The 17,089-nt window shown below is 65.0% G+C and carries 16 protein-coding genes; 5 read left to right on the forward strand and 11 right to left on the reverse strand.

What is annotated here, in order from left to right:
• Positions 1-129: 129 nt before the first annotated feature.
• Positions 130-1,986 (forward strand): Na+/H+ antiporter NhaA, encoded by a 1,857-nt coding sequence (gene nhaA / locus E4P29_RS25015; protein ID WP_135047848.1) that lies wholly within the window; start codon positions 130-132, stop codon positions 1,984-1,986.
• An 85-nt stretch (positions 1,987-2,071) separates the two neighbouring features.
• Here the strand turns inward: nhaA and E4P29_RS25020 are convergent, their stop codons facing one another.
• The gene (locus E4P29_RS25020) at positions 2,072-3,157 is read right to left on the reverse strand and encodes a DNA polymerase domain-containing protein (RefSeq protein WP_135047849.1); all 1,086 of its coding nucleotides are present in this window, start codon (positions 3,155-3,157) and stop codon (positions 2,072-2,074) included.
• A 2-nt stretch (positions 3,158-3,159) separates the two neighbouring features.
• Entirely contained in the window at positions 3,160-4,209 is a 1,050-nt protein-coding gene (locus E4P29_RS25025) for an ATP-dependent DNA ligase (RefSeq protein WP_032382378.1), read from the reverse strand.
• A gap of 102 nt (positions 4,210-4,311) precedes the next feature.
• Here E4P29_RS25025 and E4P29_RS25030 point away from each other — a divergent pair, with 102 nt between their 5' ends.
• Both E4P29_RS25030 and E4P29_RS25035 read left to right on the forward strand, forming a co-directional pair.
• Complete coding sequence (locus E4P29_RS25030) at positions 4,312-4,914, forward strand: hypothetical protein (protein ID WP_135047851.1); 603 nt, start codon at positions 4,312-4,314, stop codon at positions 4,912-4,914.
• On the forward strand, positions 4,911-6,365 hold the full coding sequence (locus E4P29_RS25035; RefSeq protein WP_135047853.1) for an MFS transporter: 1,455 nt from the start codon (positions 4,911-4,913) through the stop codon (positions 6,363-6,365). The genes E4P29_RS25030 and E4P29_RS25035 overlap by 4 nt, the downstream gene beginning before the upstream one ends.
• A gap of 4 nt (positions 6,366-6,369) precedes the next feature.
• On the opposite strand, the gene E4P29_RS25040 is transcribed toward E4P29_RS25035, so the two are convergent.
• From E4P29_RS25040 to E4P29_RS25060, 6 genes are all read right to left on the reverse strand, one after another.
• Positions 6,370-7,248, reverse strand: a complete 879-nt coding sequence (locus E4P29_RS25040; RefSeq protein WP_167735609.1) for a universal stress protein — start codon at positions 7,246-7,248, stop codon at positions 6,370-6,372.
• Positions 7,249-7,404: 156 nt separating this feature from the next.
• Positions 7,405-7,674, reverse strand: a complete 270-nt coding sequence (locus E4P29_RS25045) for a hypothetical protein (protein WP_135047857.1) — start codon at positions 7,672-7,674, stop codon at positions 7,405-7,407.
• A gap of 212 nt (positions 7,675-7,886) precedes the next feature.
• Positions 7,887-8,030, reverse strand: coding sequence for a hypothetical protein (locus tag E4P29_RS26175; protein WP_167735610.1), 144 nt, complete (start codon positions 8,028-8,030; stop codon positions 7,887-7,889).
• A gap of 105 nt (positions 8,031-8,135) precedes the next feature.
• A complete protein-coding gene (locus E4P29_RS25050; protein ID WP_135047859.1) occupies positions 8,136-8,603 on the reverse strand; it encodes a pyridoxamine 5'-phosphate oxidase family protein in 468 nt (155 codons plus the stop codon).
• Positions 8,600-9,481, reverse strand: coding sequence for a universal stress protein (locus tag E4P29_RS25055; protein ID WP_167735611.1), 882 nt, complete (start codon positions 9,479-9,481; stop codon positions 8,600-8,602). The genes E4P29_RS25050 and E4P29_RS25055 overlap by 4 nt, the downstream gene beginning before the upstream one ends.
• Positions 9,478-10,479: a nitroreductase family protein gene (locus tag E4P29_RS25060; protein WP_135047901.1), complete on the reverse strand. Its 1,002-nt coding sequence runs from the start codon at positions 10,477-10,479 to the stop codon at positions 9,478-9,480. The genes E4P29_RS25055 and E4P29_RS25060 overlap by 4 nt, the downstream gene beginning before the upstream one ends.
• Positions 10,480-10,698: 219 nt before the next feature.
• Here E4P29_RS25060 and ilvD point away from each other — a divergent pair, with 219 nt between their 5' ends.
• Positions 10,699-12,411 carry a dihydroxy-acid dehydratase gene (ilvD, locus tag E4P29_RS25065; RefSeq protein WP_135047863.1) on the forward strand — a complete coding sequence of 571 codons (1,713 nt, stop codon included), beginning with the start codon at positions 10,699-10,701 and terminating at the stop codon, positions 12,409-12,411.
• 132 nt (positions 12,412-12,543) lie between these two features.
• Here ilvD and E4P29_RS25070 read toward each other — a convergent pair whose 3' ends face one another.
• Positions 12,544-14,502: an MFS transporter gene (locus tag E4P29_RS25070; protein WP_245154491.1), complete on the reverse strand. Its 1,959-nt coding sequence runs from the start codon at positions 14,500-14,502 to the stop codon at positions 12,544-12,546.
• A gap of 198 nt (positions 14,503-14,700) precedes the next feature.
• Between E4P29_RS25070 and E4P29_RS25075 the strand changes: the two genes are divergently transcribed.
• Positions 14,701-15,351 carry a TetR/AcrR family transcriptional regulator gene (locus E4P29_RS25075; protein WP_167735612.1) on the forward strand — a complete coding sequence of 217 codons (651 nt, stop codon included), beginning with the start codon at positions 14,701-14,703 and terminating at the stop codon, positions 15,349-15,351.
• Positions 15,352-15,385: 34 nt separating this feature from the next.
• Here E4P29_RS25075 and E4P29_RS25080 read toward each other — a convergent pair whose 3' ends face one another.
• A complete protein-coding gene (locus E4P29_RS25080; protein ID WP_027495249.1) occupies positions 15,386-16,042 on the reverse strand; it encodes a hypothetical protein in 657 nt (218 codons plus the stop codon).
• Positions 16,043-16,108: 66 nt separating this feature from the next.
• Positions 16,109-16,894 carry a translation initiation factor gene (locus E4P29_RS25085; RefSeq protein WP_135047869.1) on the reverse strand — a complete coding sequence of 262 codons (786 nt, stop codon included), beginning with the start codon at positions 16,892-16,894 and terminating at the stop codon, positions 16,109-16,111.
• Positions 16,895-17,089: the final 195 nt, after the last annotated feature.

The following is a 17,089-nucleotide window of genomic DNA, read 5'->3' on the forward strand; positions in this document are numbered from 1 at the left end:
ACATCTCTTCGACAACGCCTCCCGGCAAGAGAACCATCCACAGTACTGACCTGCGTGGAAGTAAAGCGTCGACCGCCGTGTTGGTACAGACTGCTTCACAACACCTCCGAGGAAGGACCCGGGCTGCAGATGGCAGATCAGATCACGCCGACGGACCGGCCGATGGCACGATTCGTCGAACGGATCTCGCGGGCTCGCGGCGAGAAGAACAGCGAAACCTTGGCCGCAGGCTTCCTGCTGGCTGCCACGTTGATCGCCCTGATCTGGGCGAACTCACCACTCGGTGACACGTATCAGTCGTTCTGGCATACCGAGCTGTCTATCACCGTGGGTGAGCACGGCATCTCCCTGGACTTCGCCCACTGGGTCAACGACGGGCTGATGGCACTGTTCTTCTTCGTCGTCGGTCTCGAGGTCAAACGTGAATTCGCGATGGGTGAGCTCACCGACAGATCGCGCGCAGCAATTCCCATCGTGGCTGCACTCGCCGGGCTGGCCGCACCGGCGTTGCTGTTCCTCGCCTTCAACCCCTCCGGCCCGGCCGCTCAGGCCTGGGGCGTGGTCATCTCCACCGATACCGCGTTCCTGCTCGGTGCCCTTGCGGTACTCGGCCCGAAGAAGGCAGCGCGGCTGCGGATCTTCCTGTTGACGCTGGCCGTGGCCGACGACGTGGGCGCGCTGGCGATCATCGCGTTCTTCTACACCGACGATCTCGACGTGGTTCCGTTGGTGTTGGCGTTCATCGGGCTCGGACTGATCTTCCTACTGCGTCGGCTCGAGGTGTGGCGCGGTGTCGGGTACTTCGTCGTCGCACTGTTCACGTGGGTCGCGATGTACGAGTCGGGCGTACACCCCACCCTCGCCGGCGTGATGATCGCTCTGATTCTTCCGGTGTACCCGCCGCGCCGCTCCGAGGTGGAACGAGCATCGGACCTCACCCGCGCCTTCCGTCAATCACCGAATCCCGAATACGCCCGAGCCGCGAGACTCGGCCTGGATCAAGCTGTCTCGGTCAACGAGAGACTGATGCGCCTGTATCAGCCGTACACCGCGTTCATCATCGTGCCGATCTTCGCGCTCGCCAATGCCGGGGTGGTGCTCAGCTCGGACACCCTGAAGGCTGCCTCCACGTCGACTCTCACCTGGGGCATCATCGCAGGCCTGGTGCTCGGCAAGCTCATCGGAATCACCGGGGCCTCGGCCATTTTCGCAAAGTTGCGGCCCTCGGCTCTGGCTCCCGGGCTGACCATGTCGCACATCGCGGGTGGTGCGGCGATGTCCGGAATCGGGTTCACGATCTCGCTGTTCATCATCGATCTCGCGCTCGACGATCCGCTGCTGGCCGACGAGGCCCGCGTCGGTGTGCTGGCCGCCTCGGTCATCGCCGCCCTGCTCGGCTGGATTCTGTTCCGCATCGACGCGAAGATCCACCCGCCGAAAGCCGAAGCATCGCTGCGCATTCTGCGTCCGGTCAGCGCCAAGCGCGATCACATCCGCGGGCCCGTCGACGCTCCGCTGACGATCGTCGAATACGCCGACTTCGAATGCCCCTTCTGCAGCAAGGCAACCGGCAGCGTCGCCGAGGTTCGCAAGCACTTCGGCGACGACCTCCGGTACGTCTACCGACACCTGCCGCTCGACGACTACCACCCCCATGCCCGCTACGCCGCGTACGCCAGCGAGGCCGCCGCAGCGCAGGGCAAGTTCTGGGAGATGGCCGACGTGTTGTTCCGCAACAGTGACGCCCTCGAACCCGACGACATCGACGGGTACGCACGCGAACTCGGCCTCGACATGGACAGATTCGAGGACGACATCCGCACCGGCGACTACGTCGTACGCGTCGAGGACGACGAACTCGACGCCACCTCCTCCGATGTGGGCGGCACTCCGACGTTCTACCTGGGTCGCGGCGACAAGAACCTCACCCGCCACGTGGGGCCGTACGACGCGGCGACGTTGATCCGGGAACTCGAATCGATGTGAGCGCGGGCCGGGTTGCGCAGAACACGGCTCGAGCGACCGAATCCCGTCGATTGGGCTTCGTAGTGTGCAACCTTGCCCGTCTCCGTCAGCTCTCGGTGCGGTTTCCCTCCGCATCCCAGTGCTCGGCGACTTTCTTCGACGGCTGCACTCGAGGTGGCTCGCCCGGCATCTTGGGATAGTCGGGTGGGAAGTTCAGCTCACCACCCGGCAGTGTTTCCCACAGGTGCAGAAGCGGTTCCAGTGAATATGCCTTCTTGTCCATGTCGGCCCACGGGTCGCCGTCCTGCACCAGTTCCGGCACGGTGACGAGGTTGAAGTCACGCGGATCGGTGACGTCCGCCAACTGCGACCACGTCATCGGCGTACTGACCGTCGCTCCGGGCCGGGCCCGCAGACTCCACGCGCTGGCGATGGTGCGGTCACGATTGTTCTGGTTGTAATCGATGAAGATGCGTTCGCCGCGTTCCTCTTTCCACCAGTTGGTGGTCACCCCGTCGTCGCGACGTTCGAGTTCTCGGCCCAGGCCGATGGCTGCATGGCGCACCTGCTCGAACGTGTACTCGGGCTCGATGCGCACGTAGATGTGAATGCCGCGATTGCCGCTGGTCTTGGGGTAGCCGTGTAAGCCCAACTCCTCCAACAACTCTCGCGTCACGTCGGCGACGCGAAGCGCGTCGGCGAATGTCGTTCCGGGCTGCGGATCGAGATCGAGCCGCAGCTCGTCGGGATGGTCGACGTCCGGTCGTCGTACCGGCCACGGATGAAAGGTCAGGGTGCCCATCTGCGCTGCCCACACCAGAGATGCAGTTTCGGAGGGGCACAGTTCCTCGGCAGTGCGCTTGCTGGGGAACGCGATCTTCACCGTCTCGATCCACTCGGGCGCACCCTTGGGCAACCGCTTCTGGTAAAAACCGTCGCCCTCCTTGTCCTGGGGGCCGAGCGCCAATCGCATGCCCTCGCGGTAGCCGTCGGGCCACCTCTCCATCGCGGTCGGGCGGTCGCCGATCGCCCGCATCAATGGTTCGCCGACGGCGGCGAAGTACTCGCACACCTGGAGTTTGGTGATCTCCGGGGTGCGTTCGGTCGCTTCGTAGATCACGCGGTCGGGACTCGACACTCGTACTTCGCGCTCGCCCGCCTGCACGAACGCCGGTGGTGTTTTCGCGGCCATGTCTATCGTCCTCCAGCAATCACATCGGCGACGTCGTAGCGCACCGGCACCTCGAGCTGGTCGTACGCACAGGAGCGCGGATCGCGATCCGGTCGCCACCGCAGGAACCTGGCCACGTGCCGCAGCCGAGCACCTTCCATCTGGTCGTAGGCCACTTCGATGACTCGCTCGATGCGCACCGGAATCCAATTTCGATCGTTGGACGAATTCCAACGCGTCGCCTCGCCGTCGTAGGTGACGTCGTCACCGAGCCGGAGCGGTTCGAGTTCTTCGAGCAACTCCAGCCGCCGCTTGTCGGTGAACGCCGACGCTCCGCCGATCATGCGCAGATCCTCGCCGTCGTACAAGCCGAGCAGCAGGGATCCGATACCGTTGCCGGACTTGTGAATTCGATAGCCGATCAACACACAGTCGGCGGTACGGGCATGCTTGATCTTGATCATCTCGCGCTTGTTGGGCAGATACGGCCCGTCGAGCTTCTTCGCTACGACACCGTCGAGGCCCGCTCCCTCGAACCGCTCGAACCAGTCCTCCGCCACCGCCGCATCGTCGGTAGCGGACGTGACGAAGCAACTCGGCCCGCCCGTGCCCACCGCGTCGAGCAATCGTGCCCGCCGCGTCGAGAACGGCTCACCCGTCAGGTCCTCGTCGCCGACGGCCAACAGATCGAAGCCGATGAACTGCGCCGGTGTCTTCTCCGCCAGCATCGTCACTCGGCTAGCCGCGGGATGGATGCGCTCGGACAACGACTCCCAGTCCAGGCGCGTGGAACCGTTCTTCTCGCGCGGCACCACGATCTCTCCGTCGATCACGATCTTCTCGGGTAGTTCGGCCTTGACCGCCTCGACGAGCTCGGGAAAGTAGCGAGCGAGGTCCTTGCCGCCGCGCGATCCCAGCACCACCTCGTCGCCGTCGCGGAACACGATCGCGCGAAACCCGTCCCATTTGGGCTCGTACGACCACGCCGGCGGCCCGTCCTCGGGCTGAGGAGGCACCACTTTCGCGGCTTTGGCGAGCATCGGCGCAACCGGAACGGCGAGAGGAAGATCCACGCAGTTCATCCTGCCTCATGCGGCCGACAACCGAGTCCGATATTTTCTACACACACGTTCGATGCACCCAGCACGCTTCTTTCGTCGAGAGCAGGACTCACCATGGCGTCACCCACTCGTTCGGTCCGCGCTTTCGTCGTCGCTCTGTCCGCCTGCGCGGCGGTGCTACTCGGCGGATGCGCCGCGGAGGTATCCGGGACCGCCGTCGCCATCTCCGGTGCCAGCATTCCCACCACTACGACACCGCCTCGCACCACCACCAGTTCCCCGACGCCCGACATCGACGAGGGCGGCAGCGTCGACATCGACGTCGAGATCGGCCAGTGCGTCGAACTCGGTGGGACGGTCGAGAACGCCACCGTGGCCAATGCGACCTGCGGATCCCCGCAGTCCAACTACGTCGTGTTCGCCAAGACGCCGACCTCGGCCGAATGCCCGCCCGACGCCGATCAGTACTACTACGAGACGTACTTCGACATCGAACAAGGGGCCCTGTGCCTCGACATCGACTGGATCGTCGGCGGCTGCATGGACCTGGTGGGCGAGTTCGCGCAACGCGTCGACTGCGCGACCCCGGGTGCCGACACCCGCCGGGTGGTGACCATCCTGCAGGGCACCACGTCGGTCGACGACTGCCCCGACCCCGCGTTGTACGGATTCGAGAAGGACTCCCGCAACTTCGTCGTCTGCGTCGAGAAGTTGTGACCGAGCATCCTGCAGAGCGGTCCGATGTAGCCATTTCCCTGTCGAGTGCGCGGGGCCGATGGATCGTCGCAGCCACCGTGCTCGGGTCTTCTCTGGCGATGCTCGACGCCACCGTGGTCAACATCGCGCTACCGGCGATCGGTCGGGATCTGGGATCGGGTGTCACCGGGCTGCAGTGGACGCTCAGCGGTTACACGTTGGCGCTGGCGTCGCTGATCCTGCTCGGCGGCTCGCTCGGTGACCGGCTCGGACGCAGGCGGGTGTTCGTCTGGGGCACCGTCTGGTTCACGGCCGCCTCGGTTCTGTGCGGTCTTGCCCCCAGCATCGAGGTGTTGATCGCCGCGCGGCTGCTCCAAGGCATCGGCGCGGCATTGCTGACCCCGGGTTCGCTCGCGCTGATCTCGGCGTCCATCAGATCCGACGATCGCGGAGCCGCGATCGGGCTGTGGTCGGGGTTGGGCGGAGTGGCGTCGGCGATCGGTCCACTGCTCGGCGGCTGGCTCGTCGACGCCGTCGGCTGGCGCGCGGTGTTCCTGATCAATGTTCCGCTGGCCGTGGTGGTCGTGTGGGTGGCGATGAAACATGTTCCGGAAAGCCGTGATCCACACGCTGCCGGTCGCCTCGACGTCCCGGGCGCGGTGACGGTCGCCGCCGCACTCGGGCTGCTCACGTACGGTCTGATCGAGTCCCACGTTCTCGCACTGGCGTTGGGAGTCGTCGCGGTCGGGGCGTTCGTGGTGATCGAACGTCGCACCCACGATCCACTGGTACCGCCGTCGCTGTTCGCGTCGCGTGTGTTCCTGGCGGCCAATCTCGTGACCTTCGCCGTGTATGCGGCGCTCGGCGGGGTGTTCTTCCTGCTGGTGTTGCAGCTGCAGTTCGCGGTCGGGTTCTCCCCTGTCGCAGCCGGATTGGCCACCATTCCGATCACCGTGCTGATGCTCGTACTGTCGGCCCGTGCGGGCCGGCTCGCGGGGCGCATCGGCCCGCGCATCCCGATGACGGTCGGGCCGCTACTGTCGGCGACGGGCCTGCTCCTGATGCTGCGCATCGGGCCCGGATCCACCTATGTCGCCGATGTTCTCCCCGCCGTCGTCGTGTTCGGCCTCGGCCTGTCCGCGCTGGTGGCCCCGCTGACCGGAGCCGTCCTGAGCGCAGCACCGGACGACCGCGCCGGAATCGCATCGGGCGTCAACAATGCGGTCGCCAGAACCAGTCAACTGCTCGCCGTTGCTGCGCTGCCCGCGTTGGCCGGCATTGCGGGGTCCGATTACTCTGCGCCGCAGGTGTTCTCGGCCGGTTTCCACTCGGCGATGCTGATGTGCGCCGGGCTCTTGGTACTCGGCGCAGTCATCGCGGCTGCGCTGATCAGGAGCACTGGCGACACCTCCGACTGCCCACCGCACTGCGATCTGGGTGCCCCACCGGTCGACAGACGCAGCGTCGACTGACTGCTCACCGCACGATCAACACCGAGCATTCGGCATGGTGCACGAGGTTCTGACTGACCGACCCCAGGATCGCACCGCGGAGGGCACCTCTACCTCGGCACCCGACCACGAGCATCGATGCCGACGCAGACAGCGCTCGCAAGCCTCGCGTCGGGCTGGATTGGGCACTCACGGTCGTGAGCTGCACAGCCGGATACTTCTCGTGCATCTTCTCCACATGCGTTTCCAGCCAACGCTTCTCGTCTTCCTGCACCGCCTGCCAGTCGATGTAGCCGGCGCTCATCCCGATGCCGGCCTGAGCCGCGAACCCCCAGTAGTTGACCGCGATCACGGGTGCGCCCAGGTTGTCGGCCATCTCGAGCGCGGCACCCAGCGCTCGATCGGACTGTTCGCTGCCGTCGATCCCGACCACTATCGGACGGACCACGTCGGCCTTGTCGTTTTCGTTGCGGAGCAACAACACCGGACACTGGGCGTGCGTCATGACGCGCAGCGTGTTGCTACCGAGGGTCAGGTCGCGGATCGCGCTCGACTTCCTGGATCCCAGCACGACCATGTCTGCTCCCACGTCGGCCACGTACGACGCTATGGTGCCGTCCACACTGACGGTGTCCACGGACACCCCGGGTGCGGCGACGCGTACTTCTGCCTCTGCTCGGACGAGGTGTTTGCGGCCCATGGCGCGAAGATCCCTCTCCAGCGCGCCACCGTCGACGAATGCCGCCGACCCGTACCAATCCCCGACGGGGACTGCATGAACGAGACGTACGGTCGCGTGGACCTTGTCCGCGTAGGTACCGGCCCATCGGGCTGCAGCCTCGGCCTCGGCCGATCCGTCGATACCCACGACAATGGGAAGTGTGCGGGCGGTGGAATTACTCATGTGATCTTCCTGTCTCGATGTCGACGGCCACGGCACAGTCGCCATGACGTGATGAATTGCAGTGCAGTCGAATCGGCAGTCCGCGTTCGCGTCCGGTCAGCGGCCGAAGAGCGCGGACACCTCGTCGAGATCGATGTCGGTTCGGCAACCGCTCGGCTACAATTCGACGTAGAAACTCTCGTAGCCGCGCGGGTCCGCACCTCGCTCACCCGTGCTGCGCCGCTCGAACACTCGTGCGTCCGGCCACCGTTCGAGCACGGCTGTTCTGAGGATGTGTCCGTCGGGCGAGACCCCGCCGAGAGGCCCGTACTCGGCGATCACCACCGAATGGACGACACCGTCGATCGATGCAGTGGTCACCGGAAACACCATCGGTACCGATTGCGTCGGGATCTCGACGACTATGGAGTCGGAATCGACCCGCATCGAGCCCGGCACCTGCGGCCTTTCACTGTCGGTCGTCCTCGTTGTTCCTGCTCTCGCGGGCTCACGTCCGCCGGAAGTCGGCGTCACATCGACCCCGCCACAGAATCGGAACCCGAAGGCGCATGCGACCTTTGCGCGGCGTGCTGCCCTGCACGAAGGCTCACTGCGGCCATCACGAACATCGCTGCTGCCGCACCTCCGCAGACCGCAGCTCAGCCGGTCACACCGGACGCGAGCAACGTCAAGAAAAGGCCCACCGCGGCGACGGCACACACCAGTAGCACTTCGGCGAGGACATTTTCGGCCTCGGCCAACACGGCCTGCCCGTCGTGTCCGTCGTGTACTTGCTGCTTCATCTCGAACTCCTCGAAGTCGACGAATCGGTAGAACCGACATTGCCGAATTCCCGATGCCGACGGCAGGGTCGAAAGTCCCGATACTGCCGCCATGAGGCCCGGCCCTCAGCCTCGTGAGTCCGTCTTGCCCGCAGCCGGTCCACGCATCAGCTCGACCCCCGACACCGACGTCGGGGTCACTTCGACGAGTCGGTGCATCGGCGGGCCGTCCGAATGAGGCCGGGGCAATAGCTGTTCGAGGACTTCGAGTCGAGCATCCACGACCGCGCGGGCGATTCCGTGAATCACGACAGTCGATACGGTCAGATGAGCGTCGTCCTCGGCGTCCACTTCCAGGACGACCGAGGAATCGAGCGCACTCCACCCCAACCGCGACCGCCCCTGGGCGTAGAAATACACCCGACTACCGCTCCACACGATGGAGACCGGGTCGATGGTGGGCCCGAAGTGGTCGTGGCCGATCAGCCGCGCGACGGTCGCTCGTCGCGCAAGCCGATGAGCGTTGTTGGAGTCCAGAACTCGTCGTCGATCATCACTCCCGCGCACACGATTCGGTACGGTGCGATAGGTCATCGGTCTCTGCAGATCATCACCGGGCAGTGGGCGTGGCGGGTGAGGTTGCTACTGGTCGATCCGAACAGTGCTCGGGCAACCACTCCTCGCCCGTGACTGCCGACCACCACGAGGCCGGCTCGCTTGGACAGGTCGACAAGGAGATGCGCTGGATTGCCCTGTCGCACCGCATGTTCGACACTGACATCCGGATATTTCTCGGCCCATCCGGCCAGACATTCGGTGAGCAGCATCTGCTGCTCACGCTCGACCTCGGTGCTGTCATGCGGCCCCGGCGGGGAGAGCGCCACGCCGTGGGACCACGAGTTCCAGGCGAGCGCTGCGATCATCGGTACACCGAACAACGAGGCCAGATCGAAGGCCTGCTCGACAGCCGCCTCACTCGTCGCACTGCCGTCGATTCCGACGAGGACCGGCGCGTCGAAGCCGGCGTCGCCCTCCCGCCACACGATCACCGGACACAGGGCCGCATTCGAGGTCTCCTGCGCCGTACTGCCGAACAATGCGGACACGATGGGACCGGAACCCGAATTGCCGACGACGAGCATCCGCGCGGTGGAGGAGAGTTCGACCATCATCGTGCATGCCGTCGCCTCCTCCACCGAGGTGGAGACGGCGAGGTCGGGATGACGGGCCAGCACTGCGGCAGCGACGTCGGTCACCATGTGTTCGGACGCTCGACGCTGCTCGTCCCACACCTCCCTCGGCACAACATATGCGGGCTCGCCCATGTAGATCACAGGCTGCTGTACTGCAGTGGCGATGAGCAGGGGAGAGTCCACCCTTTCTGCCAGTGTCGCCGCCCAGAGCGCAGCGCCGATACTGCCGGCCGAACCATCCACCCCCACCACGATTTTCTGATGTGCTGCGAGAATCACGATCGTCTCCTGTTCGTTGCGCGTGCGGGAGCAGACAGCACCGACGCCACCGCATGTCGTGGGGTTCGAGGTGCGGGGCTGCCGATCATCGGTGTACCGACTCGAATGAGCACCTGTGCCATGCCGATGTGCGGTGCCAGCGACTGGACGAGACGCCTGCTCCCGGCCTGCTCGGTCATGTGAGTCAACGGGCACGTCGCCAAGCCGTCCGCGGTCGCTGCCAAGAGAAACGACGACATGGCCCGGCCACAGTTCAGCCAATCCAGTCGTTCGTCCGACGGTGTGCCGAGCAGCACCACCGAGGATTCGTCTTCGACCGGCTCCCGCGGAACCACCGTGCCGACGCGGTGCGGTTCGGGGAATGCTCGCCCCACCTGGACCCTCGACGAGTCCGCGCGGGTCGTCAGCGCCTCGGGCGGAATTCCTCCGGAGCGGAACGAATGCCCGGCCCACCATCTGATCTCGGCCTGGTACGTCGCGTCGTACTTCCGGATGCCCGCACTCAGCGTCGAGGCCCTCGCCAATGTCTGTTTCGACTCTGCCGACAAGACGGTCATCTCGGTGCCGAGGTGTTGTAGACCGAAGTACCGCGTCAGAACTCGATTACTCGGGACCGGTCCGAACGCCCGCCGATCCGAGTGCCGGCGATTGATCGCACTCAACAGATCGAACTCACGGGACCGAGGATGCGCGTCGTGCACGAGGCGGATACGAGCAAGATGATCCGGCGTGCCCGGGGTGGGCAACAGGTCTATCTCGGTCTTCCACCGAAACGCCGCGGCAGCCTTCTCGAGATGGTCCAACGCAGCCCCGCAGCTCATCACCATCTGCCGTTCGGTCGGGTCGATCACCCCGAGCACGCGGGAGGTGTCGGTGTACAGATCGAGCCCGTGTTCGGAGTAGGTCCACCTCCACGGCTGGCTGTTGTGCACCGACGGCGCGCGACACGCGAGCTCCACCAGCATTTCCACCACGGCCGTATCCGGCTGATCGCTCATCGTCTCTCCTCGACCTCCCACCGCGATGCGGTGGATCGCCCCCACTGTCGTCCCGAGGTCGCGGTGCTCGACAGGGCCGTTCGTCACTCGATGGAGGGCATTCCGGTGCATGCCGAAAGAGCGCGGCGCCACAGGTTTAGTGTTGACGGTGAATGCGACTCGGGGCGGAACCTGAGAACGCGACCGAGGAGCCACCATCGCCGACCGTTCAGGAGTGTCATGACGACCCCGCAGAATCCACCCGAAGTCGACGTCAAGCCACGCAGCCGGGACGTCACCGACGGGCTGGAGAAGACTGCCGCCCGCGGCATGCTCCGCGCCGTCGGGATGGGCGACGACGACTGGGTCAAGTCTCAGATCGGCGTCGCGTCGTCGTGGAACGAGATCACTCCCTGCAACCTCTCGCTCGAACGACTGGCGAAGGAAGTCAAGAAGGGCGTCCACGCGGCCGGCGGGTATCCGTTGGAATTCGGCACCATCTCGGTGTCCGACGGCATCTCGATGGGCCACGAGGGCATGCACTTCTCGTTGGTCTCCCGTGAGGTCATCGCCGACAGCGTCGAAACCGTCATCAGCGCCGAACGTCTCGACGGCTCCGTGCTGCTCGCCGGCTGCGACAAGTCGCTGCCCGGAATGTTGATGGCTGCCGCGCGTCTCGACCTCGCCAGCGTCTTCCTCTACGCCGGATCCACCCTGCCCGGTTTCGCCACCCTGTCCGACGGCAGCGAGCACCAGGTGACGATCATCGACGCCTTCGAGGCCGTCGGTGCCTGCTCACGTGGACTGATGTCGCGCGCCGACGTCGACACCATCGAACGCGCCATCTGCCCCGGCGAAGGTGCCTGCGGCGGCATGTACACCGCGAACACCATGGCCAGCGCCGCCGAGGCCATGGGAATGTCGTTGCCCGGCAGCGCTTCTCCGCCGGCACCGGACCGCCGTCGGGACGGCTTCGCACACGCCAGCGGCGAGGCCGTCGTCGAATTGCTGCGCCGCGGCATCCGCACCAGCGACATCCTCACCAAGGAAGCGTTAGAGAACGCGATCGCCGTCGTCATGGCCTTCGGTGGATCCACCAACGCCGTGCTGCACCTGTTGGCCATCGCGCACGAAGCTCAGGTCGAACTGACCCTCGCCGACTTCACCCGCGTCGGAGCGAAAGTTCCGCACCTCGCCGACGTCAAGCCCTTCGGCAAGCACGTCATGACCGACGTCGACGCCATCGGCGGCGTTCCCGTAGTCATGAAGGCTCTGCTCGACGCGGGCCTCATGCACGGCGACTGCATGACTGTCACCGGAAAGACCGTGGCGGAGAACCTCGCTCACATCGCTCCCCCGGACCCCGACGGCAAAGTGCTGCGCGCACTGGACAAGCCGATCCACCCGACCGGCGGCATCACCATTCTCGAAGGATCACTCGCCCCGGGCGGAGCCGTCGTCAAGTCCGCCGGTTTCGATTCCGACGTATTCGTCGGTACCGCACGAGTTTTCGAGCGTGAACGCGCGGCCATGGATGCTCTCGAAGACGGCACCATCGCGGCGGGCGACGTCGTCGTCATCCGCTACGAGGGACCCAAGGGCGGACCCGGAATGCGCGAAATGCTCGCGATCACCGGAGCCATCAAGGGCGCAGGCCTGGGCAAGGACGTCCTGCTGCTCACCGACGGACGATTCTCCGGCGGAACCACCGGCCTCTGCGTCGGACACGTGGCACCCGAGGCAGTCGACGGCGGACCCATCGCCTTCGTTCACGACGGCGACCAGATCCGACTCGACGTCGGCAAGGGCACCCTCGACGTTCTCGTCGACGCAGCCGAAATGCAAGCACGCCAGGAGGGTTGGGCACCGCTGCCTCCGCGCTACACCCGTGGCGTGCTGGCCAAGTACTCGAAGCTGGTCGGTTCGGCATCGAACGGTGCGGTGCTGATCTAGCCGACCACCCTCACCCGTCGCCCTAGCCCCTCGGTTGGGATCAATGTGGGTTTCAGTCAGTTGGACTGCAACAAAGGCGCATTGATCCCAACCCGGCGGCGGTGCAGTGGTCCATCGACGCGTTCGGGAGGTCTACAGCGGCATGGCCCAGATAGGGCTCGAGCGTTCGTTCATCTCGGTGCACGTCGCGTGTTGTCGGCTGGCTCGTTGGTAGAACGTCTGCAACGGTTCGGTCGGCTCCACGTCCGGCGGTGTCGGTGCGACGGGCAGTTCGCCGAGTTCGAGCGCCAATTGGTAGATGCTGGGGCGTTCGAGTTCGGCGTCGACCAGTGCCGACGCGGCAGCGTTGAGCGGCTTCACTTTGCGGGACGCACGCGGCGTACCTGGTTCGGGCTTGGCCGCCGACGGCCGTTCGAGTAGCTGCTCGAGCTCGGCGACCTCACGGACAGCCTCTGCGCGCGCGGCCGGCGGCGCAATGAACGGCACGATCGGCTCGAATGCGATCATCTCCGACGACGACGCGAGCGCCTTGTTCTTGGCCGGGATGAGGAACGCGACGATCACGGTTCCGGTTCCGAACACCACGGCCGCAACGACACTGGTGTGCACGACGGCACTGCCGAAGGCAGAGACGGCATTTGCTTCGAGATTGTCTGCGAAGCCGCTCAGAAACGCGTTCTGCGCCCGAATGATGTCCGAGACGATCACCGCACCGGCCAGCGAATCCTGCGAAGCCGCAAGCCCTTCTGCGGCCTGGCCGGTGTACTGGCCATTGGGTTGCTTACCGGGGAAGGTCTGCAGGAAACCCTCGATTCCCTGCCGATACGACGCCGCCAGAACCGAACCCAATACTGCGATACCGAGAGACCCGCCCAGTTCGAGTGCGGTGTCGTTCAGTCCGCCGCCGACGCCGAGCTTGTCGTCCGGGAACTCACCCATGATGGCGTCGGTGCAGGGCGAGACGGACAGTCCGATGGCGAGCCCGAGTAGCGTCAGCACAGGCAGGAAGTCGACATACGTTGCTGCCGAATCGATTCCGACGAGGGAGACGACCGACAGCGTGCCCACGATCATGCCCGCGGTGACGGTGACACGCGGCCCCATCTTGGGGGTCAGCCACATCGTGATTCCCGAGCCGACGAACACTGCACCGGCCAGCGGCAGCAGATGCACGCCGGTGGAGACCGGGCCGTACCCGAGAGCGAACTGCAGGTACTGCGCCACGAGGTAGATCGCCCCGAACGTCACCAGGAAGAACACCAGTACCGCGAGGGTGGCACCACCGAGAACACGGGAAGAGAACATCCGGACGTCCAGCAACGGATTGGGGTGTCGTAGTTCCCAGCCCACGAAACCCAACACCGACAGCAGTCCGACGAGGCCGAAGTACAGCGGTCCGACGGTCCAGCCGAAGTGCATGCCCTCGATGATGGAGTAGACGACGGTCGAGACAGCCAGTACCGAGAGCAACCCGCCGATCCAGTCGATCGCCCCGGCATCGACGGCTCTCGACGGCGGGACGAGTACGACGGCTCCGGCTATGGCGGCCAGCGCAATCGGGACGTTGATCAGGAACGTCGAACTCCAGGTGAAGCTTTCGAGTAGCCACCCGGCCAGTAGCGGTCCGGCGGCGATGGCGAGGCCGGACGTCGCCGCCCACACGGTGACGGCGGTGGCCCGCTCACGCTTGGGGAACGTGGCAACAAGTAGAGACAGCGTCGCGGGCATGACGATCGCGGCTGCGACACCCATGACGATTCGAGCGAGGATCACGCCGAGCGTGGCATCGGTCAACGCCCCCGCCACCGACCCCGCCACGAATATGATCAAACCGATGATCAGCGCGCCGCGCCTGCTGTAGCGGTCGCCGATCACTCCGCACAACAGCATCAACGACGCGTACGGGACGGTGTATCCGTCGATCACCCATTGAAGATCACTGCTGGTCAAGCCCAGATCCATCGTCATCGACGGCGCGGCGACGAGCAATGACGTGTTCGCCATGACCACGATCAGCAGGCTCAGGCACAACACCACCAACGCCGACCAGCGTCGAGCATAGGGTTTGTGCATTTCTTGGACAGGTGTCATCGCAAGCAGTGTCATGTGTTCCCCCCGTTGGCAAAGTGCGACACACCTTGCACAGTGCTGTGCAGCTTAAGAACTTCCAGCTAAGATCGGCAATCTTTTGTGGCGGCAACCACACTGCGTCCACGCGATCGTGCTAGAAGTGGACGTGTGCCGAAGACGACGGAGTCGAGACCGAGCGCACGGACAGCCCGATCGCCCGTGCAGCGAAGTGACGCCCGCTCGAACAGAGCGCGAATTCTCGATGTTGCGCAGGGCGTGTTGGCGAACAACCCGGACGCGACCATCAACGACGTGGCGGCCGCAGCCGGGGTGGTCCGGCGAACGGTTTACTCGCACTTCGCTTCTCGTGAGGCTCTGATCGACGGCATCGCACTCGAAGCCGCAGAACGCATCTCGGCCGCGCTCGACCGCGGCCCGGCCGTCGACGAATCTGCCGTCACCGTGTTCGTGCGACAGACGCTGGCATTGGCGCGCGTCGGAGATCAGTACCGCTTACTTCTTGCGGTTGCACGTAGCGACCTGGGACACAACGGTCTTCACGACCTGCTGGGACCGATGCGGGAGTCGGCTGCGGCTGTCATTCGACGTGGACAGCGCGAGGGTGTGTTCTCCACCTATCTACCGGCCGAGGTGCTGATCCTGAACATCGAAGCCATTGCGCTGTCGATCTTGGAAGCCACGAATGCCGGGCTGCTCACCGACCCTGCGGGGGTGGCCACCACGTCGAGTCTGGTCTTGCTCGGAATCGCACCGGACGAAGCCGAACGCATCGTCAACGGCGTCCGTGCGGCAGACGCACCGGCCGTAGCCTATCCCTTAAACGACGAATATCCCGCCTGCGCAATGTGATTGCGCCGACGGGACATCGGTCTACGAGTGCGGGTCAGGGAGCAGGTACGAACCCTGCACCGAGTCCGTTGCCCTGATCGACGTTGCGAAGGATCGCATCGAAGTTGGTGCCGACCTCGGGGCCGAAGCAGGCCACACCGAGGTACGCGTTCACCATGCCGACGAGCGTGTTGCCGACGACGACCGGGCTGCCCGAGTCGCCTTCGACGACGCACAGCTGCGCCCAGGTTTCCTGCGACTGCAGAACGTCTCCGTACGCGAGGCCGCAGGTGTTGCCGGTCGTGCGGCCTTCCTTGCAGACGATGTTCGGGAACGCCGTCGGCGGGCCGACCTGAGAGATGGTCACGTTGCCCACGCGGCTGATCGGGGCAACCTTGTCACGCTGAAATTCGATGAGGGCGTAGTCGTACTCCGGGTTGGAGAATGCGATGCGGCCCACCTCACCGAGGGAGGTGTCGTACTCCGGGACGATGGAGGCGCCCGCTTGGCCACAGTGACCGGCGGTGAATCCCACGAGATTTCCGTTGCGGTCGTTGCCGATCGTCGTCAGCGTGCACTCCGCCTGGCCTCCGACGATGATTCCGGACCCACCGCCGAGAGCTGCAGGAGCGGCCGCGGATGCGGTCCCCACGCCGACGCTGGCTACGATTGCAGCCGCCCCCACGACGACGAGCATGAATTTCTTGAACATGTACTCCCTCTCAGCGGTGTCGGCAGAACCCTAGCAACAGAATGTGTCGTAACACGAGCTAGTCACTCATACGTCCTGCTCGAGGGCCGCAAGAGTTGTCCGAGCTTCCTCGAGTTGACGACTCAGTTCTGCGACGCGGCGTGCCGCTTCTTCACGTGCATGGGAGATAACAGCCTCGACGGCATCGCGGGCGGTGACGTCGCCCAGTTCACGGACGGCCCGACTGACAGATTCCGGACTCACCGGCTGCGCCTTGCTGGGCCTCTTCGCGCCCTGCGTGACGGTGACCGACCAATCGTTGTCGGCACCGGCATGAATGGTCACGCTCACTCCACCCGGTGCTTTCTTCGGCCGGCGTGGGGCCGAGCCGGTCGACGCAGCCCCCGCAGCGGCGGGCTTGGCAGCAGCGGCGGTCACCGGTACCGACGTGGGAGCAGCGCTCGATGTCGACGCCGTGGTCGATGCAGAAGGCGTGGTCGGTGCAGAAGCCGTGGTCTGTGTAGAAGAAGGGCTCGATTTCGGGGCAACGGCCGGCTTCGATACCGGCGCGGTCGATGCCGTCTTCTTCGCGGGGATGCGCTTGGCCGGCGCGGGTGGGGTCGCCGGGTTGCGGGTGATGCGCAGTTCCTCGGCCTCGTAGGGCAGTTCGTCGTTGACGCCCTTCGGGCTGATGGTGACGGTGTTGCCGTCGATGGACACCACCTTTGCCGACGTACCGTCGGGCAGGCCGAGGCTCGGATTCGGCTCGCGCAGATATACAGTGGCGCGACGTCCCTCGGCGAGTGCAGCTGCCAGCGTCGTCAGGTTCTCGGGAGTCAGCGAATCGTTCACGGCGCGCCCACGGGGTGGCATCGACTACCGGCCTTTCTCGAAAGTGTTTGCGAATACTGTCGCACAGATTCGCGTGCGCAGACGGCACGGCATCGAGTTTTGGTGGCATAGATGTCGCCGAACACAAGTATGTGTAACTCAAAGTAACTGTAACCATAAGTAACAGTTACTTCAATTGACACAAAGGTGGTTTGGCCGGACTCGGCCGATGACACG

Source organism: Rhodococcus sp. 1R11, assembly GCF_004563845.1.
In the GTDB taxonomy this organism is placed as follows: Bacteria; Actinomycetota; Actinomycetes; order Mycobacteriales; family Mycobacteriaceae; genus Rhodococcoides.

Excerpts from the sequence above, each read along its gene's own strand:
- nhaA (WP_135047848.1), top strand. The coding sequence starts at position 130 with ATGGCAGATCAGATCACGCCGACGGACCGGCCGATGGCACGATTCGTC.
- E4P29_RS25020 (WP_135047849.1), bottom strand. The coding sequence starts at position 3,157 with ATGGCCGCGAAAACACCACCGGCGTTCGTGCAGGCGGGCGAGCGCGAA.
- E4P29_RS25030 (WP_135047851.1), top strand. The coding sequence starts at position 4,312 with ATGGCGTCACCCACTCGTTCGGTCCGCGCTTTCGTCGTCGCTCTGTCC.
- E4P29_RS25040 (WP_167735609.1), bottom strand. The coding sequence starts at position 7,248 with ATGAGTAATTCCACCGCCCGCACACTTCCCATTGTCGTGGGTATCGAC.
- E4P29_RS25045 (WP_135047857.1), bottom strand. The coding sequence starts at position 7,674 with ATGCGGGTCGATTCCGACTCCATAGTCGTCGAGATCCCGACGCAATCG.
- E4P29_RS26175 (WP_167735610.1), bottom strand. The coding sequence starts at position 8,030 with ATGAAGCAGCAAGTACACGACGGACACGACGGGCAGGCCGTGTTGGCC.
- E4P29_RS25050 (WP_135047859.1), bottom strand. The coding sequence starts at position 8,603 with ATGACCTATCGCACCGTACCGAATCGTGTGCGCGGGAGTGATGATCGA.
- E4P29_RS25060 (WP_135047901.1), bottom strand. The coding sequence starts at position 10,479 with ATGAGCGATCAGCCGGATACGGCCGTGGTGGAAATGCTGGTGGAGCTC.
- ilvD (WP_135047863.1), top strand. The coding sequence starts at position 10,699 with ATGACGACCCCGCAGAATCCACCCGAAGTCGACGTCAAGCCACGCAGC.
- E4P29_RS25070 (WP_245154491.1), bottom strand. The coding sequence starts at position 14,502 with ATGACACCTGTCCAAGAAATGCACAAACCCTATGCTCGACGCTGGTCG.
- E4P29_RS25080 (WP_027495249.1), bottom strand. The coding sequence starts at position 16,042 with ATGTTCAAGAAATTCATGCTCGTCGTCGTGGGGGCGGCTGCAATCGTA.
- E4P29_RS25085 (WP_135047869.1), bottom strand. The coding sequence starts at position 16,894 with ATGCCACCCCGTGGGCGCGCCGTGAACGATTCGCTGACTCCCGAGAAC.